The following is a 23,375-nucleotide window of genomic DNA, read 5'->3' as shown; positions in this document are numbered from 1 at the left end:
TTACGCTACCGGCCACCCAGGATGAGTACGCCGTTTTTATGACCTCAGTTGCATTACGCTTGGACACCGCCGTAACGCCCGCGCAGTTGTTTGTGAGCGGGGACTGGACCCTGCCGCATTACAGCCAATTGAGCCGCGATGTAGCGCGTATGCGCCCGCAACTCGATGCCGCCACCGGCGTGCAACTGGCCGGCCTGCAGGGCCTGGACACCTCCGGCGCGGCGCTTCTGGCCGACCTGCTCGGTGCCGAGCGCCTGATTGATCTTGCCGCCACCGATCCCAGCCTGAATCCCGCCCGCCAGGCCCTGCTCAATTCTGTGGGCAGTGCGCTGCGCACCTACTGCCAGCCGGAAAAACCCAAGGCTCGCGCCGGTCTGGCCGACGTGTTGGCCCATATCGGTGTTTTCGTCGCCAGCCTGTGGGAGCGCATCGCAGCGCTGTTGGGCTTTATCGGGCTGGTGCTGGAGACGCTTGTGCGTGGGCTGTTCAGTCCGCGCCGCTGGCGGGTTACGTCCCTGGTGTCGAACATCGAGCAAACGGGCCTGGATGCCGTGCCCATCGTGGTGCTGCTGACCTTTATGGTCGGCGCCGTGGTGGCGTTTCTCGGGGCCACGGTATTGGCCAATTTCGGCGCCACTATCTATACCGTCAACCTGGTGGCCTTTGCCTTTCTGCGCGAGTTCGGCGTGCTGCTGACCGCCATCCTCATGGCCGGGCGCACGGCCAGCGCCTTTACCGCGCAGATCGGCTCCATGAAGGCCAACGAGGAAATCGACGCCATCCGTACCCTGGGCCTGAACCCCATCGAGTTGCTCGTGCTGCCACGGGTGTTGGCGCTGCTGATGTCGCTGCCCATTCTGACGTTTCTGGCCATGATCTCGGGCATTCTCGGCGGCGCTGTGGTGTGCCTGCTGGTGCTGAATATCTCGCCCACCATGTACCTCACCATCCTGCAAACCATCGAGGTGCAGCACCTGTTGGTGGGCCTGGTCAAAGCGCCGGTGTTTGCTTTTCTGATTGCCGTGATCGGTTGCCTGGAAGGCTTCAAGGTCAGCGGTAGCGCGCAGTCGGTGGGCGAGCACACGACCTCGGCCGTGGTGCAATCCATCTTCGTGGTGATTCTGCTGGACGCGGTGGCGGCGATGTTCTTTATGGAGATGGGCTGGTGACCACGCAGACTGCACTTATCGAGGTCCGCGACCTCACCAACGCGTTTGGCCCGCAGGTGGTGCACCAGCACCTGGACCTGGACGTGATGCGCGGCGAAATTCTCGGCATCGTCGGCGGCTCGGGTACCGGCAAGTCGGTGTTGCTGCGCTCCATCGTCGGCCTGCAACGGCCCACCGCCGGCAGCGTCAAAGTGTTCGGCGAAAACCTGCTTGATCTGTCGCCGGAAAAACGCTCGCAGGTCGAGCGCCGCTTCGGTGTGCTGTTCCAGTCCGGCGCGTTGTTTTCCTCGCTCACGGTGCTGGAAAACATTGCCCTGCCGTTGATCGAACACGCGGGCCTCAGCCGGGACGAAGCCGAAGGGCTGGCGGTGGTCAAATTGGCTCTGGCCGGCCTGCCGGAGTCGGCAGCCTACAAATACCCGGACTCGTTATCCGGCGGCATGATCAAGCGCGCCGCCCTGGCCCGTGCCCTGGCGCTGGACCCCGAAATCGTGTTTCTCGACGAACCCACCGCAGGCCTGGACCCCATCAGCGCCGCCGCCTTCGACCAGCTTATTCTGACCCTGCGTGACGCGCTGGGCCTGACTGTGTTTCTGGTCACCCATGACCTGGACACCCTCTACACCATCTGTGACCGAGTGGCCGTGCTGTCACAAAAACGCGTGCTGGTGGCCGGCGACCTGACCACAGTGGCCGCCACCAAAGACGCCTGGGTTCACGACTATTTTCATGGCCCCCGTGGCCGTGCCGCGCTGCAAGCCAGTGCCCGTTTAACGGAGAACAATTGATATGGAAACCCGCGCCCATCACGTGCTGATCGGCTTGTTCACGGTGTTGGCCGTCGGTGCCGCGCTGCTGTTCGGCCTGTGGCTGGCCAAGTCGACGGCCGACCGCGAATTCGCCCTGTACGACATCGTGTTCTATGAAGCGGTCAACGGCCTGTCACCGGGTAGCACCGTGCAGTACAGCGGCATCAAGGTGGGCGAGGTGATCGCCCTGAAACTCGACCCCAAAGACCCGCGCAAAGTGCGCGCGCGTATTCGGGTTGCCGCCGACACGCCGGTCAAGCAGGACACCCACGCCAAGCTGTCGTTGGTGGGCATTACCGGCGGCTCCTTTATCCAGATGTACAGCGGCACGCCGGACAGCCCCAAGCTTGTGAGCAAAACCGGCAAGGTGCCGGTGATCGTCGCCGACAAATCGCCCATTACGGCACTGCTGGCCAGCGGCGAAGACCTGCTGACCAATATCAACAAGCTGGCCGCCAGCGCCAACGCCCTGGTGTCGCCGGAGAACGTCGCCCGCATCAGCCGCACGCTGGACCACCTCGACCAGGTGACCGGCACCGTGGCCGAAGAGCGCGAAGACATGCGCACCATCGTCAAGCAACTGGCCGCCGCCTCGCGCCAGGCCAGTGAAACCCTGGCGCAAAGCAGCAAGGTGATGGCCAGCGCCAACAGCCTGCTCGACCAGCAAGGCAAGGACGCGCTCAACAGCGCCCGCGATGCCATGGCCTCGCTTGACCGCGCGAGCAAAAGCATCGAACGCCTGCTCAGCGATAACCGTGACTCGCTGGATGCCGGCGCCCAAGGCTTGAGCGCCCTCGGCCCAGCCGTGGGCGAGTTGCGCGAAACCCTCAGTAGCCTGCGCGCCATTACCCGGCGCCTGCAGGAAGACCCGGCCGGCTACCTGCTGGGCGGTGAGAAGAACAAGGAGTTCCAACCATGAGTGCACGCGTGTCTCGCCCCCTGCTGACCATGGGGCTGCTGAGCCTGCTGGCGGCCTGTTCGATTCTGCCCAAAAGCGAGCCGAGCAATGTCTACCTGTTGCCGGCAGCGCCTGCGACCGCTGCCGGTTCGGCGGCAGCAGTGAACTGGTCGCTGCGCATCGCCAAGCCGCAGGCGACCATGGCACTGGACAGCCCGCGTATCGCCGTGGTGCCTGAAGGCAGTGTGATCAGCAGCTACCAGGGCTCACGCTGGAGTGACAACGGCCCGGTGCTGCTGCGTAACCGCTTGATCGAAGGCTTTCAGGCCGACGGACGCATTGCCGAGCTGAGCAGCGACGACGCCCAGTTGCAGGCCGATCTGGTGCTGGTCAGCGATTTGCGCGCCTTCCAGAGCGAGTACCACAACGGCCGAGTGACGGTAGTGGTGCGTCTGGATGCGCAGTTGGTAAACAGCGCCAGCCGCAAGATTGTCGCCGCCCGGCGCTTCGACGTGCAGCAGCCGGCCAGCGGCGATCAGGTGGCCGAGGTGGTGAGCGCCTTCGGCCAGGCCAGCAACACGCTGAGCAGCCAACTGGTGCCATGGGTGCTGGAGCAGGGCGCGCGCAATCAGCGTCCCTGACCAGTGGTAGTGAGGAATGCCGGGCCGCGGCTAAAGTCGGTTATGCCGGCGGTCGATAAGTACTGAGCACGCCGTCATAAGAGCGTAATTTTCTGACCGAACGGTCGGGTGCTTTGTATACAATCTGTCGCGGTTTTCCCACCAAGCTCACACAGGTATTCGCCGATGCGCCTTTGGCAACGCAGTATTCAGTGGCAGTTGATCCTCAGCATGGGCGCCGCTCTGCTGGCCAGCATTCTGATTGTTGTCGGCATTTATGCCGCTGTGGTTAACCGCCTCGCGGAGCGGGCGTTGGTGGAGCAGGCCTTGCCAGCCAGCGTCACCGCCATAGGCAATGACCTTGAACGGATTCTCACCGAACCCTTTACCGCCGCCCGCGCCATCGCCGAGAACACCATGGTGCAGGACTGGCTTTCCTCGGGCGAGGATGCCGGTCAGCAGCAAGCCTTTGTGCGGTATTTGAAGGGGGTACAAACCCAGCAAAAAGCCCTGACCACCTTTATCGTGGGCGCCGGTAGCGGCAACTATTTCACCGACAAAGGTCTGGACCGCACACTCACCCGTGGCCCGGCGGAAAACGGCTGGTTCTACAATTTTGTCGACGGCAGCGACAACCGCGCGGTGCAGATCGATACCGACAAATCCACCAACCAGCCGACCCTGTTTATCAACCAGCGCATCACGGCCAATGGCAAAACCATTGGCCTGGCGGGCTTGGGTTTTGGCCTGCAGGCGATGTCGGATCTGGTGCGCAACTTTCACTTCGGCAAAAGCGGGCGCATTTTTCTGGTCAGTGCCGATGGCAAAGTAAAAATCCACCCGCAGGCCGAATTCAACGACACCCGCCAACTCAGCGACCTGCTGGGAAAAGACGCCGCCGCCAAGCTGCTGACAGACGGCAGCAAGGCCGTGCACTTCGAACGGGACGGCGAAGATTACCTGGCGCTGGCGCAACCGCTGAAAACCCTCGGCTGGCTCCTGGTGAGCGAAGTGCCGGAAGGGGAAATCTATGCCGAGGCCAACCAGGCGCTGGTCACCAGCAGCCTGATCGGTTTGCTGGTGGCGTTGTTCTCCCTGGGCCTGGTCGTGTTGCTGGCCCGTGGCTTGGTAAAACCCATCAAGCAAGTGACCGATGCGCTGGTGGAAATCGGCGGCGGTGGCGGCGACCTGACGCGCCGGCTGGACGAGTCACGCCAGGACGAGCTGGGCGATCTGGCCCGTGGCTTCAACCGTTTTATTGGCAGCCAGCGTGAGCTGATCAGCGCGGTGCTGGCCACCAGCGTCAAGCTGCGCACGGCCATTGGCCAGGTGGCCACGGTGGTGGAAAACACCGCCGGGCGTGCCGGTCGCCAACATGAAATGACCGATATGGTGGCCACCGCCGTGCACGAGATGGGCCTGACCGTGCAGGAAATCGCCCGCAATGCCAGCAACGCCGCCAGCACCTCGGCGAGCGCGCGCGACGAAGCAGTGCAGGCGCGGCAAGTGGTGGGTGGCTCGATCAAGCAGATTGAAAAAATGTCCGATGACATCGGCCAAGCTTCCGGCGCCGTCGGCGAGCTGGCCAATGAAGTGGCCTCCATCGACCAGGTGCTGTCGGTGATTCGCGGTATTTCCGAACAGACCAACCTGCTGGCCTTGAACGCCGCGATCGAAGCCGCGCGTGCCGGGGAGATGGGCCGTGGTTTTGCCGTGGTGGCCGACGAAGTGCGCACCCTGGCCAGCCGTACCCAGGCCTCGACCGGCGAAATTCAGCAAATGATTCAGCGCCTGAAAACCGGGGCGCAAACGGCGGTCAGTTCGATGCAGGCCGGGCAATCGGCCACCGGTGATGGCGTGCAATCCAGCCAGCGCACGGGCGAGTCGTTGGGCTCGATTACCTCGCAGATCGAGCGCATCAGCGACATGAACACCCAGGTGGCTGCGGCGACTGAAGAGCAGTCGTCGGTGACCGAAGAGATCAACCGCAACGTGCAGGGCATTGCCGATCTGGCGCATGCCACCTCGGATGAAGTGCAGGCCTGTCGGCAGGATTGCCAGACCCTGCTGGGGCTGGCTGATGATCTTGGCAAGCAGATGGGAAGTTTCCGGCTTTGACTGCCGAGCTGGTTTTGTAGGGTGTGCTCCGCGCACCGGGCGATTTCCAAGTAAACGCCTCGTACGCCTGGAACATTTTCGTACTTGGATTCCCGCCTGCGCGGGAATGACGGGGGAGGGTGGTAATCTCCGTCGTCCCCGCGTAGGCGGGGACCCAGAATGCCGAGTCATGTGCGGTAGTAGGTCACAAGTTCTCTGATGTGTTGGTGGCGATCAAGCCCCCAACAAACTCTGCCCACACACCCGCAACACCTGCCCCGTCACCGCGCCACTGGTGGGCTGGGCAAACCAGGCCACCGTCTCTGCCACATCCTGTGGCAACCCACCTTGCCCCATCGAGCTCATGCGGCGACCGGCCTCACGGATGGTCAGCGGAATGGCCGCGGTCATTTGCGTTTCGATAAAGCCCGGTGCCACGGCATTGATGCTGATGCCGCGCTTGGCCAAAGTCGGTGCCCAGGCGTTGGCCAGGCCAATCAAACCGGCCTTGCTCACGGCATAGTTGCTCTGGCCCATATTGCCAGCGATGCCGCTGATAGAGGCCAGCAGCACTACGCGGCCGTTGTCGTGCAGCTTGCCGCCGTCGAGCAGCGCTTTGGTGAGCACTTGCGGGGCGTGCAGGTTGACGTCGATCACCGAATCCCAGAACGCCTCGCTCATCTTGGCCAGGGTTTTATCGCGGGTAATCCCGGCGTTATGCACCACGATATCGACGCCATCGGGCAGCGCCGCCAGCAGTTGCTCGGCGGCGTCCGGGGCGCAGATATCCAGCGCCACGCTGCGGCCACCCAGGCGCGCGGCCAGGGCGTCGAGGGCGCCTTTCATCGCCGGTACGTCCAGCAACACCACGCTGGCGCCATCGCGGGCCAGGGTTTCGGCAATCGAGGCGCCGATGCCACGGCTGGCGCCGGTGACCAAGGCGGTTTTGCCACCCAGCGGGCGGCTCCAGTCATTCACTTGAGTGGAGCAGGCAACCAGGCGCACCACCTGGCCGGAGACATACGCACTTTTCGGCGAGAGGAAAAAGCGCAGCGCCCCTTCCAACTGGTCTTCGGCACCCTTGGCCACATAGAGCAATTGCACCGTGCCGCCGCGGCGAATCTCTTTGCCCAGCGAACGGGTAAAGCCTTCCAGCGACCGTTGGGCGCTGGCGGCGAACGGGTCTTTCAGCGACTCCGGCGGGCGGCCCAGGACCACCACGTGGGGGCACAGGTCCAGTCCCTTTAACGCCGGCTGGAAAAACTCGCGCAACTGGTCGAGCTCCTCAGTGCTGCTGATGGCGCTGGCGTCGAAAATCAGCGCCTTGAGTTTGGGCCCGTGCTCGGCTGTCCAGCGCGGCAGGCCAAACAGGCCGTCTGCGCTGGCAAAGGCCTGGTCGGTCAGACGATTCAGGCTGGCGCTGGCCGCTTCGGCCAACACGCCGCCGTTAATCAGCAGCGCGCCCTCTACCGGCCGCATGCGCCCGGCCGTCCAGCGCTCCAGGCGCACCGGGGCGGGCAGGCCGAGGACGCCAACCAGGCGGTGGCCCATGGGGGAGTTGGCGAAGTTCAGGTAACGGTCAGACATGGCAGAAGGCTCCAGCAGGAGAGTCAAATGTAGGCCCACTCTACGCAGACCGACAGCGTGCGCAATTGACCGTGCCGCTTGTGGCGCTGGCAAGGCGGCCAATGCGAGCACGATCTGGCAAGCTAGTCTTGTGACCACGTATCTCCTGAGGAGTCTCACATGACGCAACTGCGCCGGGTCGCCATTGTTGGCGGTAACCGTATTCCCTTCGCCCGTTCCAATACCGTGTATGCCACCACCAGCAACCAGGAAATGCTCACTGCCGCCCTGGAAGGCCTGATCGAGCGCTATAAGCTGCACGGCGAAATCATCGGTGAAGTGGTGGCCGGCGCGGTGCTCAAGCACTCGCGTGACTTCAACCTCACCCGCGAATGCGTACTGGGCTCGCGCTTGGCCCCGGAAACCCCGGCCTACGATATCCAGCAAGCCTGCGGCACGGGCCTGGAAGCGGCGATTCTGGTGGCCAATAAAATCGCCTTGGGGCAAATCGACAGCGCCATTGCCGGCGGCGTGGATACCACCTCCGATGCACCGATTGGCGTCAACGAAGGCCTGCGCAAGATTCTCCTGCAAGCCAACCGCGCCAAAAGCACCGGCGACAAAGTCAAAGCTCTGCTGCAGATTCGCCCCCGCCACCTGGCCCCGCATATACCCCGTAACGGCGAGCCGCGCACCGGGCTGTCCATGGGCGAACACTGCGAGCTGATGGCACAAACCTGGGCCATCCCGCGCGATGAACAAGACCAGCTTGCAGTGGCCAGCCACCAGAAGCTCTCCGCCGCCTACGCCGAAGGCTGGCAAGACGACCTGCTCACGCCGTACCTGGGCCTGACCCGCGACCAGAACCTGCGCCCGGACATCAGCCTGGAAAAGCTCGCCACGCTAAAACCGGTCTTCGAAAAAGGCCCACGCGGCACCATGACCGCCGCCAATTCCACGCCCCTCACCGACGGCGCTTCGGTAGTGCTGCTGGCCAGCGAAGAATGGGCCAAAGCGCGCGGCCTGCCGATCCTCGCCTATTTCCGCGACGGCGAAGCGGCGGCGGTGGACTTCGTCAATGGCAAGGAAGGCCTGCTGATGGCGCCGGTATACGCCGTGCCGCGTCTGCTCAAACGCAACGGCCTGACGCTGCAGGACTTTGACTACTACGAAATTCACGAAGCCTTCGCCGCGCAGGTGCTGTGCACACTCAAGGCCTGGGAAGACGCCGAATACTGCAAAACCCGCCTGGGGCTGGACGCCGCGCTGGGCTCGATAGACCGCAGCAAGATGAACGTCAAAGGCAGCTCGTTGGCAGCCGGGCACCCGTTTGCCGCAACGGGTGGGCGCATCGTCGCCAACCTGGCCAAGTTGTTGTCGGTCGCCGAAAGCGGGCGCGGGCTGATCTCGATTTGTGCCGCTGGCGGGCAGGGTGTGACCGCAATCATCGAAAAGTAATCTAACCCCTGCTGACGCAATCGATCGCGTCGGCAGGATGTAGCAACTCCGTGATTCTCTTCCCCGTGAGAGCGCGGCATCGCCCCGGCGGTGCCGTTTTTTTTTGGGTGTTCGGCGGGCGATCGGCTGCGCGTCGGCATTGCTGCGTTGAAATGGTTTTTTGAATGCTCATGGGCACCAGCCCACTGCGCTTAAAAAAACTATTTCGCCTTGCACTGCTCTAGCTCGCTCGATCTCGAGTTGTGTGAGGCAAAAGATCGAGGGCTTTTGATCTGGCTTTTGACTTACCGTTTTTGATCTTGATCTACCCGCCCCTTGAGCGCAGGCCGAGCGGAGTCGTTGCGTAAGGGGTTGAGCGGCCGGGAGCCGCGAAAGGCGTGAGGGCCATGGATGGCCCTTCGCGCCGGCCCCTGGAGCGGCGACGTAGCGAGGGGAGTCGGAGCGCAGCGTAGACCCAAGGTAGGGGCAAGATTTTTTGGTTTCTTTTTCATCGACTGGAAAAAGAAACTCGCGCGTAAGGCGCGAAATAAAACGTTCAGCACACGCGGTAACGAAGAAGAAAACCGCTCGCCAGACAACCGCTTGGTGCGCACAGCACACCCTACAAAAGCGGATTGCGTAGGGCGCGAAACAAAGCGGTCACCTCTATCAGTGCCTGCGCAACTGATACACCCCACGACTCTGCGCCACCACCTCGCCACTGCCATCCAGCAGACTCAACTCCAACACATACTCCGCCTTGCCGGTCTCGCTGGCCTCGCGCTGCAAACGCTCGATCTCATCAGCCGCCAATCGCGCCTCTACCCGAATATCCCCGGTGGCCGGCCGACGAAAGCGCAGGTTCATTTCCTTGATCACCGGGTAGTAACGCTGGGTATCGAAACTGGTCAGAAACAACGCCCCGCCAGGAATCTCGGCAAGGGTAAAAAGCGCTCCGGCATACATGCTGCCGATATGGTTCTGGTTGCCCGCCAGCGGCATCAGCAACTGCACGCAGCCAGGCTCCAGCACCTCGGCCTTGAGGCCGCTGCGTTTGACGAAGGCAATCTGTTCTTCGGTGAGCTGACGGGCGATCTCGATGGGAAATGCCATGGGCTGGGTTCCTTCTTGTTATTGAAGGCCCAGCCTAGCCTTTGGTTGGTTTACAGCAATGACCTTAATGCTCGGCTCGCCTGACCAAAAGTGACGTATCAGATACCTTGGGTCTTGAGCCACGCCATCAACTGCGGCAACGGCATCGCGCCACTTTGCCGCGCTACTTCCTTGCCGTTCTTGAACAACAGCAGGCTTGGAATCGAGCGGATATTCAGCTGCGCCGACAGCTGCTGATTGGCCTCGCTATCTAGCTTGGCCAACCGTGCACGGCCCATCAACTGCCCAGCGGCTTGCTGGAAAATGGGTGCAAATGCCTGGCACGGTCCACACCAACTGGCCCATACATCCACCAGCAGCGGCAGGTCGCCTTTGATCTGGCTGGCAAAGCCCGCTTGGCTCAGGTCGAAGGGCTTGGCCTGCAGCACGGCGTCTTTGCATTTGCCGCAGCGCGGGCTGTCGCCCAGGCGGTCGGCGGGAATGCGGTTGAGGCCGTTGCAGTGCGGGCAGGGAATAACGAGGGATTCGGACATGACAGGCTCCAGAAGCGATAACCGCTATCTGGAGCCAGAAGCGCGTGGTTTCAAGCCGAGATCGCCATATAGATGTTGTAGGCGCTGATCAGGGTAATCAGGCTGCCGATCAGCATCAGCAGGGTTTTGGCATGCAGCTTCTTGCACAGCAGCGCGGCGAATGGCGCGGCGAACAGGCCGCCGAACACCAGGCCCGCCACCAGCAACCAGGTGCTTGGCTGGCCGGCCAGCAGAATAAATGACGTGGCGCTGGCGATGGTCAGGAAGAACTCGGCAAAGTTCACCGAACCGATGGTGGTCCGTGGGTCGCTGCCCGAGCCGATCAGCGTGGTGGTCACCACCGGGCCCCAGCCACCGCCGCCGGCGGCATCCACAAAACCGCCGAACAGGGCGAGCTTGGCAATGTGTTTGGGCTCGCGCTTTTGCACCACATGCTTGAACGCCTTGCGCAGGATATACAGACCCATGATCAGCAAGTACGCCGAAATAAAGGGCTTGAGCACCTTGCCGTCGAACTGGGTGATGATCACCGCGCCGAGCACGGCGCCGATCATGCCGGGGATCAGCAGGCGCAGAAACAGCTGCTTGTTAACGTTGCCCAGTTTTACATGGGAGATGCCGGAGAGACCCGTGGTAAACACTTCGGCGATATGCACGCTGGCGCTAGCGGCCGCAGGCGAGGCCCCCGCGCTGAGCAGAAAGGTGGTGGCGGTGATGCCGTAGGCCATGCCCAGCGCACCGTCGATGGCCTGGGCAAAAAAGCCCACTGCCACCGCGCTCCAGAATAGCGGGCTGGTCAGTGCACTTTCGATGATTTCCAGGCCACTGCTCTCGTGATTGCCGAAAAACAGACGCCAGGCCAGAAAGCCCAGCAGGCTCAGCAGAATGGCGACCGCAAGCCACATAGCAATACGCAGCACAGGATGGTTGGCGGGGTGGGAGACGTAGTCTTCAACCGGCGGCAAGCCCATTGCCTGGTGTTCGGTGTTGATCGGGCTTGGGGTGTAATCGAGTTCGCGGATTTTCATCTACAACAGAGCCTTGAGCGGGACGAGCGGTTAGCCGTTCGGTGAAGCAACGATAGAGAGCTTTGCTTAGAGAGTCTAAGAATCGTTCGGCAGGTTTATATTCTCTCTGGTTATTTGTGCGGGCTGTACTGGCGGCTCGGTTCGTGCCTGTACCTATGGTCTGCGGTTCGCTCTCCGTAGGATGGGTAGAGGCGTGGCCGAAACCCATCAACCGCATAACGATGGGTTTCGCTACGCCCTACCCATCCTACGAGGCGGCGGCAATGCAGACATTGGGCGTTTTGGGCGGTATGAGTTGGGAGTCGACGGTGACCTATTACCGTCTGCTCAACGAGGGCGTGCGCGATCACCTTGGCGGTTTGCATTCAGCCCCCTTGCTGCTGCACTCGGTGGATTTCGCGCTTATTGCCGCCATGCAAAAAAGCGGCGACTGGCAGGGCGCCGGTAAGGTGCTCGCCCACGCCGCCCATGGCCTGCAACAAGCAGGCGCCACTGCGCTGTTGTTGGCCACCAACACCATGCACAAGGTTGCACCGGCCATCGAGGCAGCGATGGGCATACCGTTGCTGCATATCGGCGATGCGGTTGGCCAGGCGTTGAAAGCGGATGGCGTAAAGAAGGCGGCGCTGCTCGGCACCCGCTTCACCATGCAGGAGGCCTTTTACCGTGAGCGGCTGAGTGAGCGTTTTGGAATTGAGGTGCTGGTGCCGCCACCGGATGAGCAGGCCGAAATTGACCGCATCATTTTTCAGCAGCTTTGTGTGGGGCAGTTTCCAGAGGCGTCGAAGCGTTATTACCTCGACTGTCTGGCGCGCCTGAAAGAGCAGGGCGCCGTAGCGGCGATTCTAGGCTGTACGGAGATTGGGCTGTTACTGGAGGGATGCGCGTCGCCGTTGCCGCTTCTTGATAGCGCCCATCTGCATGTGCAGATGGGGTTGGACTGGCTATTGGGGGTGGAGCAAGAGGCCAATACCCGAGTGGCGGGTATTGGCCCTACGACGAGCAACTGATTTCCAGGTGCTTGCCCCACTCAGGCGGCCGCTCGGCGAAGCGTTCCATGCCCGGCTGATCTTCAAACGGTTTGCTTAATACGGCGTGCAACAGCCGCACTTCGCTGTAATCACCTTTCTCCGCCGCCTCGATGGCCTGTTGCGCCAGGTAGTTACGCAGGATGTATTTCGGGTTGACCGCATGCATACGCGCCCGCCGTTCGGCCGGGTCGAGGTCGCCGCAGCGCGCCAGGTAGTCCGTCACCCACTCGTCAAACCCGGCCAGATCGACGAAGTCCTCACGCAGGCGCTTGAGCGCATCGGCCGCTGCGCTGTCGCCCAGTTCGCGGAAGAAGCGGGTGTAGTCCACCGCGCTGGTTTGCATCAATTGCAGCAGGCGTTCGATCAGTTTTTCGTCGTGCTCGTGTTCGTCATACAGGCCCAGGCGTTTGCGCATCAAGGCCAGGTAATGCGCCTGGTACAGCGGCAAAAACAGGTTCAGCGTATCGCGCAGGGCGTCCACGCTGATAAAGGGCGTGAGTGCCTGGGCCAGGGCCGACAGGTTCCAGTGGGCAATCGGCACCTGGTTGCTGAAGGAGTAGCGGCCGGCGTCGTCGGAGTGGTTGCAGATAAACCGGGCGTCAAAATCGTCGAGGAAGGCGAACGGGCCGTAGTCGAAGGTGATGCCCAGAATCGACATATTGTCGGTGTTCATCACCCCGTGACAGAACCCGTAGGCCTGCCAGTAGGCGATCATCTCGGCGTTGCGCTCCAGCACCTCGCGGAACATTGCCAGGTACGGCTCCGGCTGTTCCAGGCACTGCGGGAAGTGGCTCTTGAGCACATGCTCGCCGAGGGTTTTAAGCTGTTCTTCCTGCTTGGTGTAATAGAAGTATTCGAAGTGACCAAAGCGCACGTGGCTGGGCGCCATGCGCAGCACCATGGCGGCGCTTTCCTTTTTCTCGCGCCACACCGGCGTGCTGGAGCCGACCACGCACAGCGCCCGGCTGCTGGGAATGCCCAGGGCGTGCAGGGCTTCGGAGGCCAGAAATTCGCGGATGGAGGAGCGCAATACCGCGCGGCCATCGCCCATGCGCGAGTACGGGGTTTGCCCGGCGCCCTTGAGGTGCAGGTCCCAATGCTCGCCGGCGTCGTTCACCACTTCGCCCAGCAGCAGGCCACGGCCATCGCCCAGGCGCGGGTTGTAGGAACCGAATTGATGGCCGGAATACACCATGGCGCGCGGCTCGGCGCTTTCCCAGAGCTTGTGGCCTGCGAAGATTTCGGCGAATACCGGCTGCTCGGCCTCGTCCGGGTCTAGGTCCAGCAAGGCCATGGCGGCGGGGCTGGCTACGACCAGGCGCGGCTCGTCGATGGGCTCTGGCAGCACCTCGGTGGAAAACGCATCGCCCAGGCGGGCGAAGCAGTTATCGAAGGTCAGGTCGGCGAGGGTTTTCAACGGCGGTGCCCCATCGGAGAGCGGCCTGCGCCGCGGTGCATGTGATCTCGTAAGATGTGTTCTGCGCACCAGGGAACAACTCGGTGTTCATGGTGCGCGGAGCACACCCTACGGGGCTGGCGTTTCGGGTTCGTGTTCAGCGCAAACCTTCTGCTCCTGCCCCTCGCGGTTGGCGAGGAAAATTTCCATCTTCGGCGTGCTGCTGGAGTTGATGTCGTTGGCGCGGAACAGTTGGTCGATACGGCGGTTCAATTCGTCGGTGGCCGGGCCGCGGTCGCCCAGTTCGCGCACGTATATCTTCAGCTCGTGGTCCAGGGTACTGGCGCCGTACGACGTCAGTTGCACCGTGGGCGCCGGGTCGCGCAATACGCGGGAGTTTTCCTGAACAGCCTGAATCATCAGCTTGCGCACCAGGTCCAGGTCCGTGCCGCGCTGCACGTTGAAGGTCAGCACGATGCGGGTGATGGTGTCGGTCAGGGTCCAGTTGATCAGCTGGCTGGTCAGAATGGTCTGGTTCGGCACGATCACGGCTTTGCGGTCACCGTCGGTGATGTGGGTGGCGCGAATGCGGATGCGGTTCACGGTGCCGGTCACGGTGCCGATGGTCACAAGGTCGCCAATGCGTACCGGGCGCTCGAACAGCAAAATGATGCCGGAAATAAAGTTGGCGAAAATCGCCTGCATACCGAAACCGATACCCACCGACAGCGCGGCCACCAGCCATTGCAGCTTGTCCCAGCTGACCCCGAGGGTCGACAGGGTGCTGACGATACCGATGCCGGCAATGGCATAGGACAGCAGCGTGGTGGTGGCATAGGCACTGCCTTGGGCCAGCGACAGCCGCGAGAGCACCAACACTTCCAGCAAACCGGGCAGGTTATTGGCCAGGGCAATGGTGACGCCAATAATCAGCAGCGCCCCGAGCACGTCCATCAGGCTGATGGGCACCTGGGTGGCGGTTGCGCCGGTGCCGGAGACGTATTGGTAGAGGGTGACGTTGTCCAGGTAGGCGAACACGCTGATCAGGTCGGCCCACACCCAGTACAGGCAGCCAATAAAGCCGGCCAGCAGGGCCAGGCGGATCAGGCGCAGGGACTGCTGGTTGACCTGGTCGATATCCAGCGTCGGCGTTTCCACCGGCACTTCATCGCCGTCGACATTTTCCTTGGCTTGCGCCTGGCGTTTGGCCAGGGCGCGGGCATAGGCCAGGCGCCGTGCGGCAACGGCCAGACCACGCACAAAGGCGGCCTCGATAATCAGCCAGACGATCAACAGGTACAGGGTATTGATCAGGCGGTCGGTGAGTTTCAGCGAGGTGTAGTAGTAGCCAAAACCGACGGCGATGATCAGCGCAAACGGCAGCAGGGTGAATGCCGCGCCGATCACCAGGCGGAAGGGGGAGGCGTGTTCGCGCAACTGCTCGCCGAGCAGTAACTTGCCCAGCAGCCAGGTCATCAGGCAGAAGCAGGTCAGCACGGTGACGATACCGATCACATCTTCGGCCAGCGCCGCCGGTTGTTGCTCCGCCACGCTGACCACTGCCACCAGGGCCATCACCACCAGCCCCAGATTGCGGACTTTCTTGCTTAGAAAGTCCACTTGTGGACGCGGCCAACGGAAGTGCAGTTCGGCCACGCCGCCGGGCGCCAGAATGCGGTACAGGGTGTAGAAGACCAGCCAGGCCTGGGCCATTTCCAGCAAGGCCAGGCCTAACGCAGCGTTCTGCCCGCGGGCGTCGGCGCGCAACGCCAGGCCGCCCAGGGCCAGCAGCAGCGACACCGGCAAGGCCAGCAGAATGTTCAGCAGCAGCGCCAGCGGCGTGTGCAACTGGCTGTCGCGTTTGTAGTGGCCGATGTCTTCGTGCAGTTCATTGAGCTTGCGGTAGATGGTGCTGCGCTGCCAGATCAGCAGACCGCACACCAGCAATAGCGGCAGGAAAAACCACGGCCGCTCGCCCAGCGCCTCCACCAGTTGTTTGAGGCCGGCACCCCACGGCAGGTCCGCCATCTGGCTTTGCAGGTAGCGCGGTGCCACGCGCAACCAGGAGAAATCCAGCGGCTTGTTGCTGGGAATCCAGAACATCTGCTCTTCCAGTGTGGCGCGCAGGGCCTTGGCGGTGGCTTGCAGCTGTTTCTGGTTGAGTTGCAGGGTGATGGATTCGTTAAGCAGCGCATTGAGCTCGCGGCTCAGGCGCTCCAGCAATTCGCTGCGGGTATTGGCCAGGTCCAGCAGGGTGCGGCGCAGTTCCGGGGTCACCTGCTCGGCCGGCTGTTTCGCCAGCAGGCTGTCGACGTAGGCTTGGGGGCTGCTGTATTGGTCGCGGCTCTGGTCAAGGTTGAACTGGTACAGACGGATATCGGCAATCTCGTCGGCCAGGTCTTTGTTCATGGACAGGTGCGGCAGCGACTGTTTTTGCTGGTAGAGAATTTTGGACAGCAGCAGGCTGCCCTTGAGAACGTTGATCTGCTCTTCCAGCGATTGGTCGGCCTGGTTGACGCTGTCCAGTTGCTGCTTGGTCAGCAGGTTTTCCTTGGTCAGGTCGTTGAGGCGGTCGGTGGCGCGCAGCAGGTAGTCGGAGAGCTTGAGGTTCTGTGCGCTCTCCAGCGCTACCACACTGTCGGAGCCAGCGTTCTGCGCTTCCTTGGAAAGCTCGACCAAGGTTTTTTCCGACTGCGCCCGGCGTTTTTCGCTGATCAGGGTTTGCAGGTTATTGCTGGTCTGTTCGGCACGGGCGATGCGTTCTACCAGTAGGTCACGCTGGCCGTTGCCCAGGTCCTGCAGCACATTGTTGCCCGCCAGTTCGGCGCGGCGCAGGGTGATCTTCGCGCTCAGCGCCGCTTGTTCGGCGTTCAACTGGTCACGGCGTTCGGGCGGTAGCGGCTTGTTCGCTTCCTTGCCCACTTTTAGCAGGTTGGTGATTTCCTGTGCACGGGTCTGGCCGCTGGCAATTTCGGCTTGGGCCCGCTCTGGGCGGGTTTGCGCGGTAAGGATGTCGCTATTGGCTTCGGCCAGGGCTTTTTGCCAGTCGCTTAACTGGGTACTGAGGTCGGTCAGTTTTTGCTCAAGCTGCGGAATGCTCAGCGCGCCGTAGCGTTGGCGGAAGTCGTCGACTTGGCTGCTCTTGAGTTTGGTCAGCTCGCGCTGGTTGTCGGCGGTGAGCTTGGGGGCCTCGGTCAGCTTTTGCTTGAGCTGAATCAGGCGGGTCTCGGCGTCGTTTTTTTCCGCCAGCAGGGCCAGGGTGTTTTCCAGCATCTGCTTGACGTTGGCCGCGTCGGTTTCCGCCAGTTTGCGGTCGGCCAGGCTGTCGAGGCTGCGTTGCACGTCAGCGGCGGCCGGCGGTTCGGCGGCCTGCAGGGAGGGAACAATAAGGGCAAGGCCAAGCAAGCTGGCCGTAACCCATTTGCTAATAAATCGGGAACGGAGCGAATAGGGAAACAGAGACATGGTCGCCAATCGTGCGGCTCGGGAAGCGAGCAGTTTAGAGGAACAAGCCAGGGCCGGGGCGGCTGCCTTCGGGGAATTTGACGCCGACCTTGCGAATCTTGTTCCCTTCCATGGCCGCGACGGTCCAGGTAAGGCCGTTCCACTCCACTTGGTCGCCGATAACTGGCTCGCCGCCAATCTCGTGGGAGATAAACCGGCCGAGCGGCATCGTGCCGTCAAGATCGCCGACTTTAAGCCCGTACAGTGCGGCAATGGCGCTGAGTTCGGCATCGCCTTCGAGCACGAAGTCGCCGAAGAAGCGCAGGTCCAGGCCACGCTTGGGCGCCTGGCTGAACAGTTTGCCCAGGGCGGGCAGGTCGTGTTCGTGGCCGACCACGCAGAGCATGTCGCCGGCTTCGAGCGTGGTACTACCGGAGGGGTGCAGCAATTCGGTGCCACGGAACAGCGCGGCGATCCGCGTGCCCTCGGGCATATTCAGCTCGCGCAGGGCGGCGCCGATGCACCATTTCTCCGCGCCCAGACGGTACACGAACAATTCCCACTGACTGGTGGGGTGCACTTCCAGGCCAGCACGGGAAATCGGCGCCGGCTCTGGCGGTACGGTCACCCGCAGCCACTTGGCCACCCACGGCAGACTGGTGCCTTGCACCACCAGGGAAACCAGCACGATAAAGAACGCCAGGTTGAAGTACAGCTGGGCGTGTTCCAGACCGGCCATCAGCGGGAACACCGCCAGAATGATCGGCACCGCGCCGCGCAGACCAACCCAGGCGATAAAGACTTTTTCCCGGTCGTGGAAGGCCTTGAACGGGAACAGGCCGACGGCAACCGACAGCGGCCGGGCGATCAGAATCATCCACAGCGCCAGGGCCAGGGCTGGCAGCGCGATGGGCAGCAGGTCATGGGGCGTGACCAGCAAGCCCAGCACCAGAAACATACCAATCTGCGCCAGCCAGGCCAGGCCGTCGAGCATATGCAAAATGCCATGGCGCGAGCGGATGGCCTTGTTGCCCAGCACCAGGCCGCACAGGTACACGGCCAGAATGCCGCTGCCGTGCAGGGCGTTGGTGAGGGCGAAGGTCAGCAGGCCGCCGCTGACCACCAGCAATGGGTACAGGCCGTGGGCCAGGTGAATGCGATTGACCATTTTCAGCAGCAGCCAGCCGCCGCCCAGGCCAATGACGGCACCGATACCGAACTCGCGCAGCAGGTGCAGCAACAGGCCGAAGCCAAAGTGGTCCTGGCCGCTGGCGAGCATGTCGATCAACGTCACGGTAAGAAACACCGCCATCGGATCGTTGCTACCGGACTCGATTTCCAGGGTGGCGTTTACCCGCTCGTTCAAGCCCTTGCCGCCAAGCAGGGAAAACACTGCCGCGGCGTCGGTGGAGCCGACGATGGCGCCGACCAGCAGGCCTTGCATCAGGTTGAGGTTGAACAGCCAGGCGGCCGCCACGCCAGTCAGGCCGGTGGTAATCAATACGCCCACCGTGGCCATCGACAAGGCCGGTGACAACGCCACGCGAAAGCTCGATACCCGCGTACGCAGGCCGCCGTCCAGCAGGATGACCGCCAGGGCCAGGTTGCCCACCAGGTAGGCCAGGGGATAGTTGCTGAAGCCGATACCGCCAGGCCCATCGACGCCGGCGATCATGCCGACGGCAAGAATAATGACCAGAATGGGGATGCCGAGGCGAGAAGACAGCGAGCTCACCAGAATGCTTGCGCCTACCAGCAATGCGCCGATCAGAAACAGGCTATTGATGGCGGTGGCATCCAAGGCGCAACTCCAGAAGCAGGGGATAGATCGAAAATGGCATATAGCATGCAGCAGGCATGCCAGACGATTCTAACCTGCGCTTTCCCGCGCCTGTCAAAAAAATGCCCCGCACGTTGGCGGGGCATGGTTTTTAGCGATTAAGGATCAGTGGAGGCTCGAGATTCTGGGTCCCCGCCTGCGCAGAGTCGTCGGTGGTTACAGGGAAATCACCGTAACCCCCGCGTAGGGCGAATATCCGCATTGCGGATATCCGCCGTCAACTGGCGTTAGAACCACGCATCCTGCATGGCCAGACACGTATCGTCCTTGGCCTCCAGAATCGCCAGATCATGGTGCATGCTCGGCACTTCCCAGGTCAGGAAATAGCGCGCGGCCTGCAGCTTGCCGGTGTAGAAGTCGTGGTCCTGGGCGTCGCCCTTGGCCAGCCCTTCTTCGGCGCGAATAGCCTGCTCCAGCCAGCGCCAGCCGATGACCATATGGCCAAACACTTTCAGGTACAGCGCCGAGTTGGCCAGGGTGTCGTTGACCTTGCCTTTCATCAGGTCACCCAACAGGCTCAGGGTCACGGTGGAAAGGCGCGACAGCAGGTGTTCCAGCGGTTCACGCAGCGCTGTCAGCGACTCATGGGCCTCTGCACGCTGGCAGCAGTCCTGCACCAGTTTTACCAACTGCTTGAGCGCAGCGCCGCCGTTCATGGAGACCTTGCGGCCCAGCAGATCGAGCGACTGAATGCCGTAGGTGCCTTCGTGAATCGGGTTCAGGCGGTTGTCGCGGTAGTACTGCTCCACCGGGTATTCGCGGGTGTAGCCGTGGCCGCCGAGAATCTGGATGGCCAATTCGTTGGCTTTGAGGCAGTAGTCCGACGGCCAGGATTTGACGATCGGGGTCAGCAGGTCGAGCAGTTCCAGCGCGGACTTGCGCTCTTCTTCGGTGGCCAGCGTCTGGGTGTCGTCGAACAGCCGTGCGGCGTACAAGCCTAAGTCGAACGAGCCTTCAACGTAGGCTTTCTGGGTCAGCAGCATGCGGCGCACGTCGGCGTGCTCGATGATGGCGACTTGTGCGGTGGTTGGGTCCTTGCCGTCCGGCAGGCGGCCTTGCGGACGCTGGCGGGCGTACTCCAGCGAGTACAGGTAGCCGGCATAGCCGAGCATTACCGCGCCCATGCCGACGCCTATGCGGGCCTCGTTCATCATCTGGAACATATACGACAGGCCAGCATGTGGCTTGCCTACCAGATAGCCCACGCACTCACCGTTATCGCCGAAGTTCAGCGCGGTGGAGGTGGTGCCGCGCCAGCCCATCTTGTGGAACAGGCCAGCGAGAATCACGTCGTTGCGTTTGCCCAGTGAGCCGTCGTCGTTCACCAGAAACTTGGGCACGATAAACAGCGAGATGCCTTTAACCCCGGGCGGGGCGTCCGGCAGTTTGGCTAGCACCATGTGCACGATGTTTTCCGACAGCGGGTGGTCGCCGCCGGAGATGAAAATTTTGTTGCCCTTGATCCGGTAGGTGCCATCGCCCGCCGGTTCGGCGCGGGTGCGCAGGTCCGACAGCGAGGAGCCGGCATGGGGTTCGGTGAGGGCCATGGTGCCGAAGAAACGGCCATCGATCATCGGCTGCAGAAAGCGCTGCTTCTGTTCTTCGTTGCCGAAGCTTTCGATCAGGTTCGCCGCGCCCATGGTCAGGAACGGGTACGAGGTGGTGGCGGCGTTGGCGGACTGAAAGTGACAGAAGCACGCCTGCGACAGCAGGGTAGGCAGTTGCATGCCGCCGGCTTCGAAGTCACGCGAGGCATTGAGAAAACCGGCTTCAAGGAAGGCATCGACCGCCGGTTTCACTTCCGGAATGAGCACGGCGGCGCCGTCGACGAATTGCGGTTCGTTTTCGTCGTTTTTGCGGCAGTGGGGGGCGAACAGGTTTTCGGCGATGCTGCGGGCGGTGCCGATGGCGGCGTCGAAGGTTTCGCGGCTGTGCTCGGCGAAACGCTCGCGCTGGGTCAGGGCTTCGGCGTCCAGCACTTCATAGAGCTCGAAGGCCAGGTTACGGGAGCTGAGCAGAGTCTCGGACATGCGGCTTACCTGTTTTTGTTGGACGGTTGAAAACTACGTTACCGGAGTCTATTGCGCGTTCAGGGCAGCGCCTACCTTCATACAGGCCAGTGATAAAGCAGCAAAACCCACTGCGCCTGCGCATGGCCGCCGGGCGGGCTGGTAAACTTCGCCGCCTAAGCGCGCCCGAGGACCTTGCACGATGAATTACCGCCACGCCTTCCACGCCGGCAACCATGCCGACGTGCTCAAACACCTGATCATCAGCCGCATTATTGCCTTGCTGGCGCGCAAGGAAGCTCCGTTCGTGTGCCTGGACAGCCACGCGGGCCTGGGCCTCTACGATCTTAAAGGCGATGAAGCCAGCCGCACCGGGGAATGGCAGGAAGGCATCGCCCGCCTGTGGAATGCCGACGACCTGCCGGCCAGCACTGATGACTATTTCGACGTGCTCAAGGCCATGAACCCCGACGGCGAACTGCGCTACTACCCAGGCTCTCCGGAACTTGCCCGTCAACTGACCCGCGACCAGGACCGCGTGCTGCTCAACGAAAAGCACCCGCAAGACGGCCAGCTATTGAAAGAAAACATGCGCGGCGACCGCCGCGTGGCCGTGCACCTGGGCGAAGGCTGGCATGTGCCGCGCGCTTTGTTGCCGGTGGCCGAGAAGCGCGCGCTGCTGCTGATCGACCCGCCGTTCGAGCAGAGCGACGAGCTGGACCGCTGCATCACCGCGCTGAACGAAAGCATCAGCCGCATGCGCCAGACCATAGTCGCCATCTGGTACCCGATCAAGGATGAGCGTCAGCTCAAGCGTTTCTACCAGGGCCTGAGCAAATCCACAGCGCCGAAACTGCTGCGTGCCGAATTGTTTGTGCACAGCCCCGACGACGCCACGCGCCTGACCGGCTCGGGCTTGGTGATTGCCAATGCACCCTGGGGGCTGGAAGACGAACTGAAAGAATTGCTGCCGTGGCTGGCCAAGAGCCTGGCGCAAAGCGAGGGGAATTGGCGGTTGGATTGGTTGATCGCCGAATAATCGAACGGTGTGGACGTTCGATTATTCGTAGGAGCGGGTGCTATTTCGGCCGCTTCGGATCCACGTAATAGCTCACTTGCTGGCGTGGGTTCAAATACTCGCGCGCCGCCTCATCCAGCTCCGAGGCCCGCACGCTCTTGGCAATCGCCAACTCCGGCTCCTGCTCAAGATTGACGATCAGCGCCTCGCTTTTGGGAATGGCCGCTTCGTACAGAATCAGCGTTGGCTTGAGCGGCAGGGTCGGGTGCATGCCCAGTACCAGGCCGTAACGGCCGTCCTGCAATTGCACCAGGCTGCCCGGCGGGTACACGCCCATGCAACGGATAAAAGCCTTTAGCGCGACCTGGTCGAAGCGTTCCTTGTGCTGGTTGAACATTCGCGCCAGCGCCTCGTGCGGGCTGATGGCATCGCGAGGGTTGTTCGGGTTGCACAGGTTGTCGAAGTGATTGGTGATGCATACCACGCGGCTCAGGCGGCCGATGCTGGCCTCGTGCAGTTTGTTCGGGTAGCCGCTACCGTCACAATATTCGTGGTGCTCGTAGATGATGCGCAGCACCTCGTCATCGAGCATCAGCTTCTGCCCCCGGCGGCGACCGAACTCGGGGTGCATCTGCAAAAACTGCAGTTCCGGGCGGTTTAGCGGCTCGGTTTTGAGCAGTACCTTGCTGGGCACATCCATCTTGCCGATATCGTGCAGCAGCGCGCCCAGGCCCAGCGAGTGGCAGGCTTCACTGTCATAGCCCAGTTGGCGGCCGAGCATCATCGACAGCACAGTCACGTTCAGCGCATGGGAGTAGGCGTCTTCGGCTGCCTTGCCGTTGATGGTGTGCAGTACCACGCCGTCCTCGGCCATCATGGTGCCGACGAGTTCGCGAACCACCTCACCGGCCTGCTTTACCACATCCTCGGGCGCGCGGTGCAGGGTTTGGGTGAGTTCCTTGACCAACTGGCTGGTGTGGATGAACTTGCGGTCCACCTCGGACAGACGTTTGCGCAGCTTGCTCAGTTTGACCGCGCGGGCCTGGGCAGCCAGTTCTTCGGCGGTGGGCGGCGCGGGCGGAGGCGGTGGCTCTTCAACGATAACCGGGGGCAGTTCGTCGGGGTGGGGCAGGGGCAGGCAGTCGCTCTTGGCCGGGTCGTAGCGCACCTGCGGCAAGCCGAGGGCGAGCAGCGCGTCGAGCTGGGCCTGGTCCTTGATTTTGAAGCTATTGAACGCGAAGTCGTGCTCCCACCAATTCAGGTCAAGCTGAACATAGAGGCCGACGCACAGTTGTTCGGGGACGAGCAGTTTTTTGGAATCTGGCATGCCGGGCTCATGGGGCCACTGGTTATTTGCCCCTAAGTCT

At 62.3% G+C, this 23,375-nt stretch carries 17 protein-coding genes and 1 pseudogene; 9 read left to right on the top strand and 9 right to left on the bottom strand.

Features of this window, described 5'->3' with window-relative positions; translation table 11 throughout:
• Positions 1-38 precede the first annotated feature (38 nt).
• The 6 genes and pseudogenes from PKE98_RS18155 to PKE98_RS27195 all read left to right on the top strand — a co-directional run bounded on the left by PKE98_RS18155 (position 39) and on the right by PKE98_RS27195 (position 5,614).
• The gene (locus PKE98_RS18155) at positions 39-1,169 is read left to right on the top strand and encodes an MlaE family ABC transporter permease (protein ID WP_271196734.1); all 1,131 of its coding nucleotides are present in this window, start codon (positions 39-41) and stop codon (positions 1,167-1,169) included.
• Positions 1,166-1,957, top strand: coding sequence for an ABC transporter ATP-binding protein (locus PKE98_RS18150; protein WP_271196733.1), 792 nt, complete (start codon positions 1,166-1,168; stop codon positions 1,955-1,957). The genes PKE98_RS18155 and PKE98_RS18150 overlap by 4 nt, the downstream gene beginning before the upstream one ends.
• Before the next feature lies 1 nt (position 1,958).
• Entirely contained in the window at positions 1,959-2,897 is a 939-nt protein-coding gene (locus PKE98_RS18145) for an MlaD family protein (protein WP_271196732.1), read from the top strand.
• Positions 2,894-3,517 (top strand): ABC-type transport auxiliary lipoprotein family protein, encoded by a 624-nt coding sequence (locus PKE98_RS18140; RefSeq protein WP_271196731.1) that lies wholly within the window; start codon positions 2,894-2,896, stop codon positions 3,515-3,517. The genes PKE98_RS18145 and PKE98_RS18140 overlap by 4 nt, the downstream gene beginning before the upstream one ends.
• A gap of 165 nt (positions 3,518-3,682) precedes the next feature.
• Positions 3,683-4,750, top strand: a pseudogene (locus PKE98_RS27200) (cache domain-containing protein); the annotation flags it as partial.
• A gap of 126 nt (positions 4,751-4,876) precedes the next feature.
• On the top strand, positions 4,877-5,614 hold the full coding sequence (locus PKE98_RS27195; protein WP_373877883.1) for a methyl-accepting chemotaxis protein: 738 nt from the start codon (positions 4,877-4,879) through the stop codon (positions 5,612-5,614).
• 213 nt (positions 5,615-5,827) lie between these two features.
• Here PKE98_RS27195 and PKE98_RS18130 read toward each other — a convergent pair whose 3' ends face one another.
• Positions 5,828-7,180, bottom strand: a complete 1,353-nt coding sequence (locus PKE98_RS18130) for a 3-oxoacyl-ACP reductase (RefSeq protein WP_271196729.1) — start codon at positions 7,178-7,180, stop codon at positions 5,828-5,830.
• Between the two features lie 159 nt (positions 7,181-7,339).
• Between PKE98_RS18130 and PKE98_RS18125 the strand changes: the two genes are divergently transcribed.
• On the top strand, positions 7,340-8,617 hold the full coding sequence (locus PKE98_RS18125; RefSeq protein WP_271196728.1) for an acetyl-CoA C-acetyltransferase: 1,278 nt from the start codon (positions 7,340-7,342) through the stop codon (positions 8,615-8,617).
• 648 nt (positions 8,618-9,265) lie between these two features.
• On the opposite strand, the gene PKE98_RS18120 is transcribed toward PKE98_RS18125, so the two are convergent.
• The 3 genes from PKE98_RS18120 to PKE98_RS18110 all read right to left on the bottom strand — a co-directional run bounded on the left by PKE98_RS18120 (position 9,266) and on the right by PKE98_RS18110 (position 11,270).
• Complete coding sequence (locus tag PKE98_RS18120) at positions 9,266-9,709, bottom strand: PaaI family thioesterase (RefSeq protein ID WP_271196727.1); 444 nt, start codon at positions 9,707-9,709, stop codon at positions 9,266-9,268.
• A gap of 98 nt (positions 9,710-9,807) precedes the next feature.
• The gene (gene trxC, locus PKE98_RS18115) at positions 9,808-10,242 is read right to left on the bottom strand and encodes a thioredoxin TrxC (RefSeq protein ID WP_271196726.1); all 435 of its coding nucleotides are present in this window, start codon (positions 10,240-10,242) and stop codon (positions 9,808-9,810) included.
• Between the two features lie 50 nt (positions 10,243-10,292).
• Positions 10,293-11,270: a sulfite exporter TauE/SafE family protein gene (locus tag PKE98_RS18110; protein ID WP_271196725.1), complete on the bottom strand. Its 978-nt coding sequence runs from the start codon at positions 11,268-11,270 to the stop codon at positions 10,293-10,295.
• A 263-nt stretch (positions 11,271-11,533) separates the two neighbouring features.
• On the opposite strand from PKE98_RS18110, the gene PKE98_RS18105 reads away from it, so the two are divergent.
• The gene (locus tag PKE98_RS18105) at positions 11,534-12,280 is read left to right on the top strand and encodes an aspartate/glutamate racemase family protein (protein WP_271196724.1); all 747 of its coding nucleotides are present in this window, start codon (positions 11,534-11,536) and stop codon (positions 12,278-12,280) included.
• On the opposite strand, the gene selO is transcribed toward PKE98_RS18105, so the two are convergent.
• The 4 genes from selO to PKE98_RS18085 form a co-directional block, all read right to left on the bottom strand.
• A complete protein-coding gene (selO, locus tag PKE98_RS18100; protein ID WP_271196723.1) occupies positions 12,264-13,718 on the bottom strand; it encodes a protein adenylyltransferase SelO in 1,455 nt (484 codons plus the stop codon). The genes PKE98_RS18105 and selO overlap by 17 nt on opposite strands.
• Positions 13,719-13,826: 108 nt before the next feature.
• Positions 13,827-17,162 carry a mechanosensitive channel MscK gene (gene mscK / locus PKE98_RS18095; protein WP_271196722.1) on the bottom strand — a complete coding sequence of 1,112 codons (3,336 nt, stop codon included), beginning with the start codon at positions 17,160-17,162 and terminating at the stop codon, positions 13,827-13,829.
• A gap of 34 nt (positions 17,163-17,196) precedes the next feature.
• Positions 17,197-18,942 (bottom strand): potassium/proton antiporter, encoded by a 1,746-nt coding sequence (locus tag PKE98_RS18090; RefSeq protein ID WP_271196721.1) that lies wholly within the window; start codon positions 18,940-18,942, stop codon positions 17,197-17,199.
• 266 nt (positions 18,943-19,208) lie between these two features.
• Entirely contained in the window at positions 19,209-21,011 is a 1,803-nt protein-coding gene (locus PKE98_RS18085; RefSeq protein ID WP_271196720.1) for an acyl-CoA dehydrogenase, read from the bottom strand.
• Between the two features lie 181 nt (positions 21,012-21,192).
• Here PKE98_RS18085 and PKE98_RS18080 point away from each other — a divergent pair, with 181 nt between their 5' ends.
• Complete coding sequence (locus PKE98_RS18080) at positions 21,193-22,029, top strand: 23S rRNA (adenine(2030)-N(6))-methyltransferase RlmJ (protein WP_271196719.1); 837 nt, start codon at positions 21,193-21,195, stop codon at positions 22,027-22,029.
• 40 nt (positions 22,030-22,069) lie between these two features.
• Here the strand turns inward: PKE98_RS18080 and PKE98_RS18075 are convergent, their stop codons facing one another.
• Positions 22,070-23,335, bottom strand: a complete 1,266-nt coding sequence (locus tag PKE98_RS18075; RefSeq protein ID WP_271196718.1) for a cyclic di-GMP phosphodiesterase — start codon at positions 23,333-23,335, stop codon at positions 22,070-22,072.
• Positions 23,336-23,375 lie beyond the last annotated feature (40 nt).

Source organism: Pseudomonas turukhanskensis, from assembly GCF_027922365.1.
GTDB lineage: Bacteria > Pseudomonadota > Gammaproteobacteria > Pseudomonadales > Pseudomonadaceae > Aquipseudomonas > Aquipseudomonas turukhanskensis.
The sequence above is the reverse complement of the archived record's forward strand: the minus strand, read 5'-3'. Positions and strand labels throughout refer to the sequence as shown.

What these genes read in the sequence shown, in the direction of transcription:
- PKE98_RS18155 (WP_271196734.1), top strand. Translation starts at nt 39, where the DNA reads ATGACCTCAGTTGCATTACGCTTGGACACCGCCGTAACGCCCGCGCAG.
- PKE98_RS18140 (WP_271196731.1), top strand. Translation starts at nt 2,894, where the DNA reads ATGAGTGCACGCGTGTCTCGCCCCCTGCTGACCATGGGGCTGCTGAGC.
- PKE98_RS18145 (WP_271196732.1), top strand. Translation starts at nt 1,959, where the DNA reads ATGGAAACCCGCGCCCATCACGTGCTGATCGGCTTGTTCACGGTGTTG.
- trxC (WP_271196726.1), bottom strand. Translation starts at nt 10,242, where the DNA reads ATGTCCGAATCCCTCGTTATTCCCTGCCCGCACTGCAACGGCCTCAAC.
- PKE98_RS18130 (WP_271196729.1), bottom strand. Translation starts at nt 7,180, where the DNA reads ATGTCTGACCGTTACCTGAACTTCGCCAACTCCCCCATGGGCCACCGC.
- PKE98_RS18080 (WP_271196719.1), top strand. Translation starts at nt 21,193, where the DNA reads ATGAATTACCGCCACGCCTTCCACGCCGGCAACCATGCCGACGTGCTC.
- mscK (WP_271196722.1), bottom strand. Translation starts at nt 17,162, where the DNA reads ATGTCTCTGTTTCCCTATTCGCTCCGTTCCCGATTTATTAGCAAATGG.
- PKE98_RS18125 (WP_271196728.1), top strand. Translation starts at nt 7,340, where the DNA reads ATGACGCAACTGCGCCGGGTCGCCATTGTTGGCGGTAACCGTATTCCC.
- PKE98_RS18105 (WP_271196724.1), top strand. Translation starts at nt 11,534, where the DNA reads ATGCAGACATTGGGCGTTTTGGGCGGTATGAGTTGGGAGTCGACGGTG.
- PKE98_RS18075 (WP_271196718.1), bottom strand. Translation starts at nt 23,335, where the DNA reads ATGCCAGATTCCAAAAAACTGCTCGTCCCCGAACAACTGTGCGTCGGC.
- PKE98_RS18120 (WP_271196727.1), bottom strand. Translation starts at nt 9,709, where the DNA reads ATGGCATTTCCCATCGAGATCGCCCGTCAGCTCACCGAAGAACAGATT.
- PKE98_RS18085 (WP_271196720.1), bottom strand. Translation starts at nt 21,011, where the DNA reads ATGTCCGAGACTCTGCTCAGCTCCCGTAACCTGGCCTTCGAGCTCTAT.
- PKE98_RS18110 (WP_271196725.1), bottom strand. Translation starts at nt 11,270, where the DNA reads ATGAAAATCCGCGAACTCGATTACACCCCAAGCCCGATCAACACCGAA.
- PKE98_RS27195 (WP_373877883.1), top strand. Translation starts at nt 4,877, where the DNA reads ATGACCGATATGGTGGCCACCGCCGTGCACGAGATGGGCCTGACCGTG.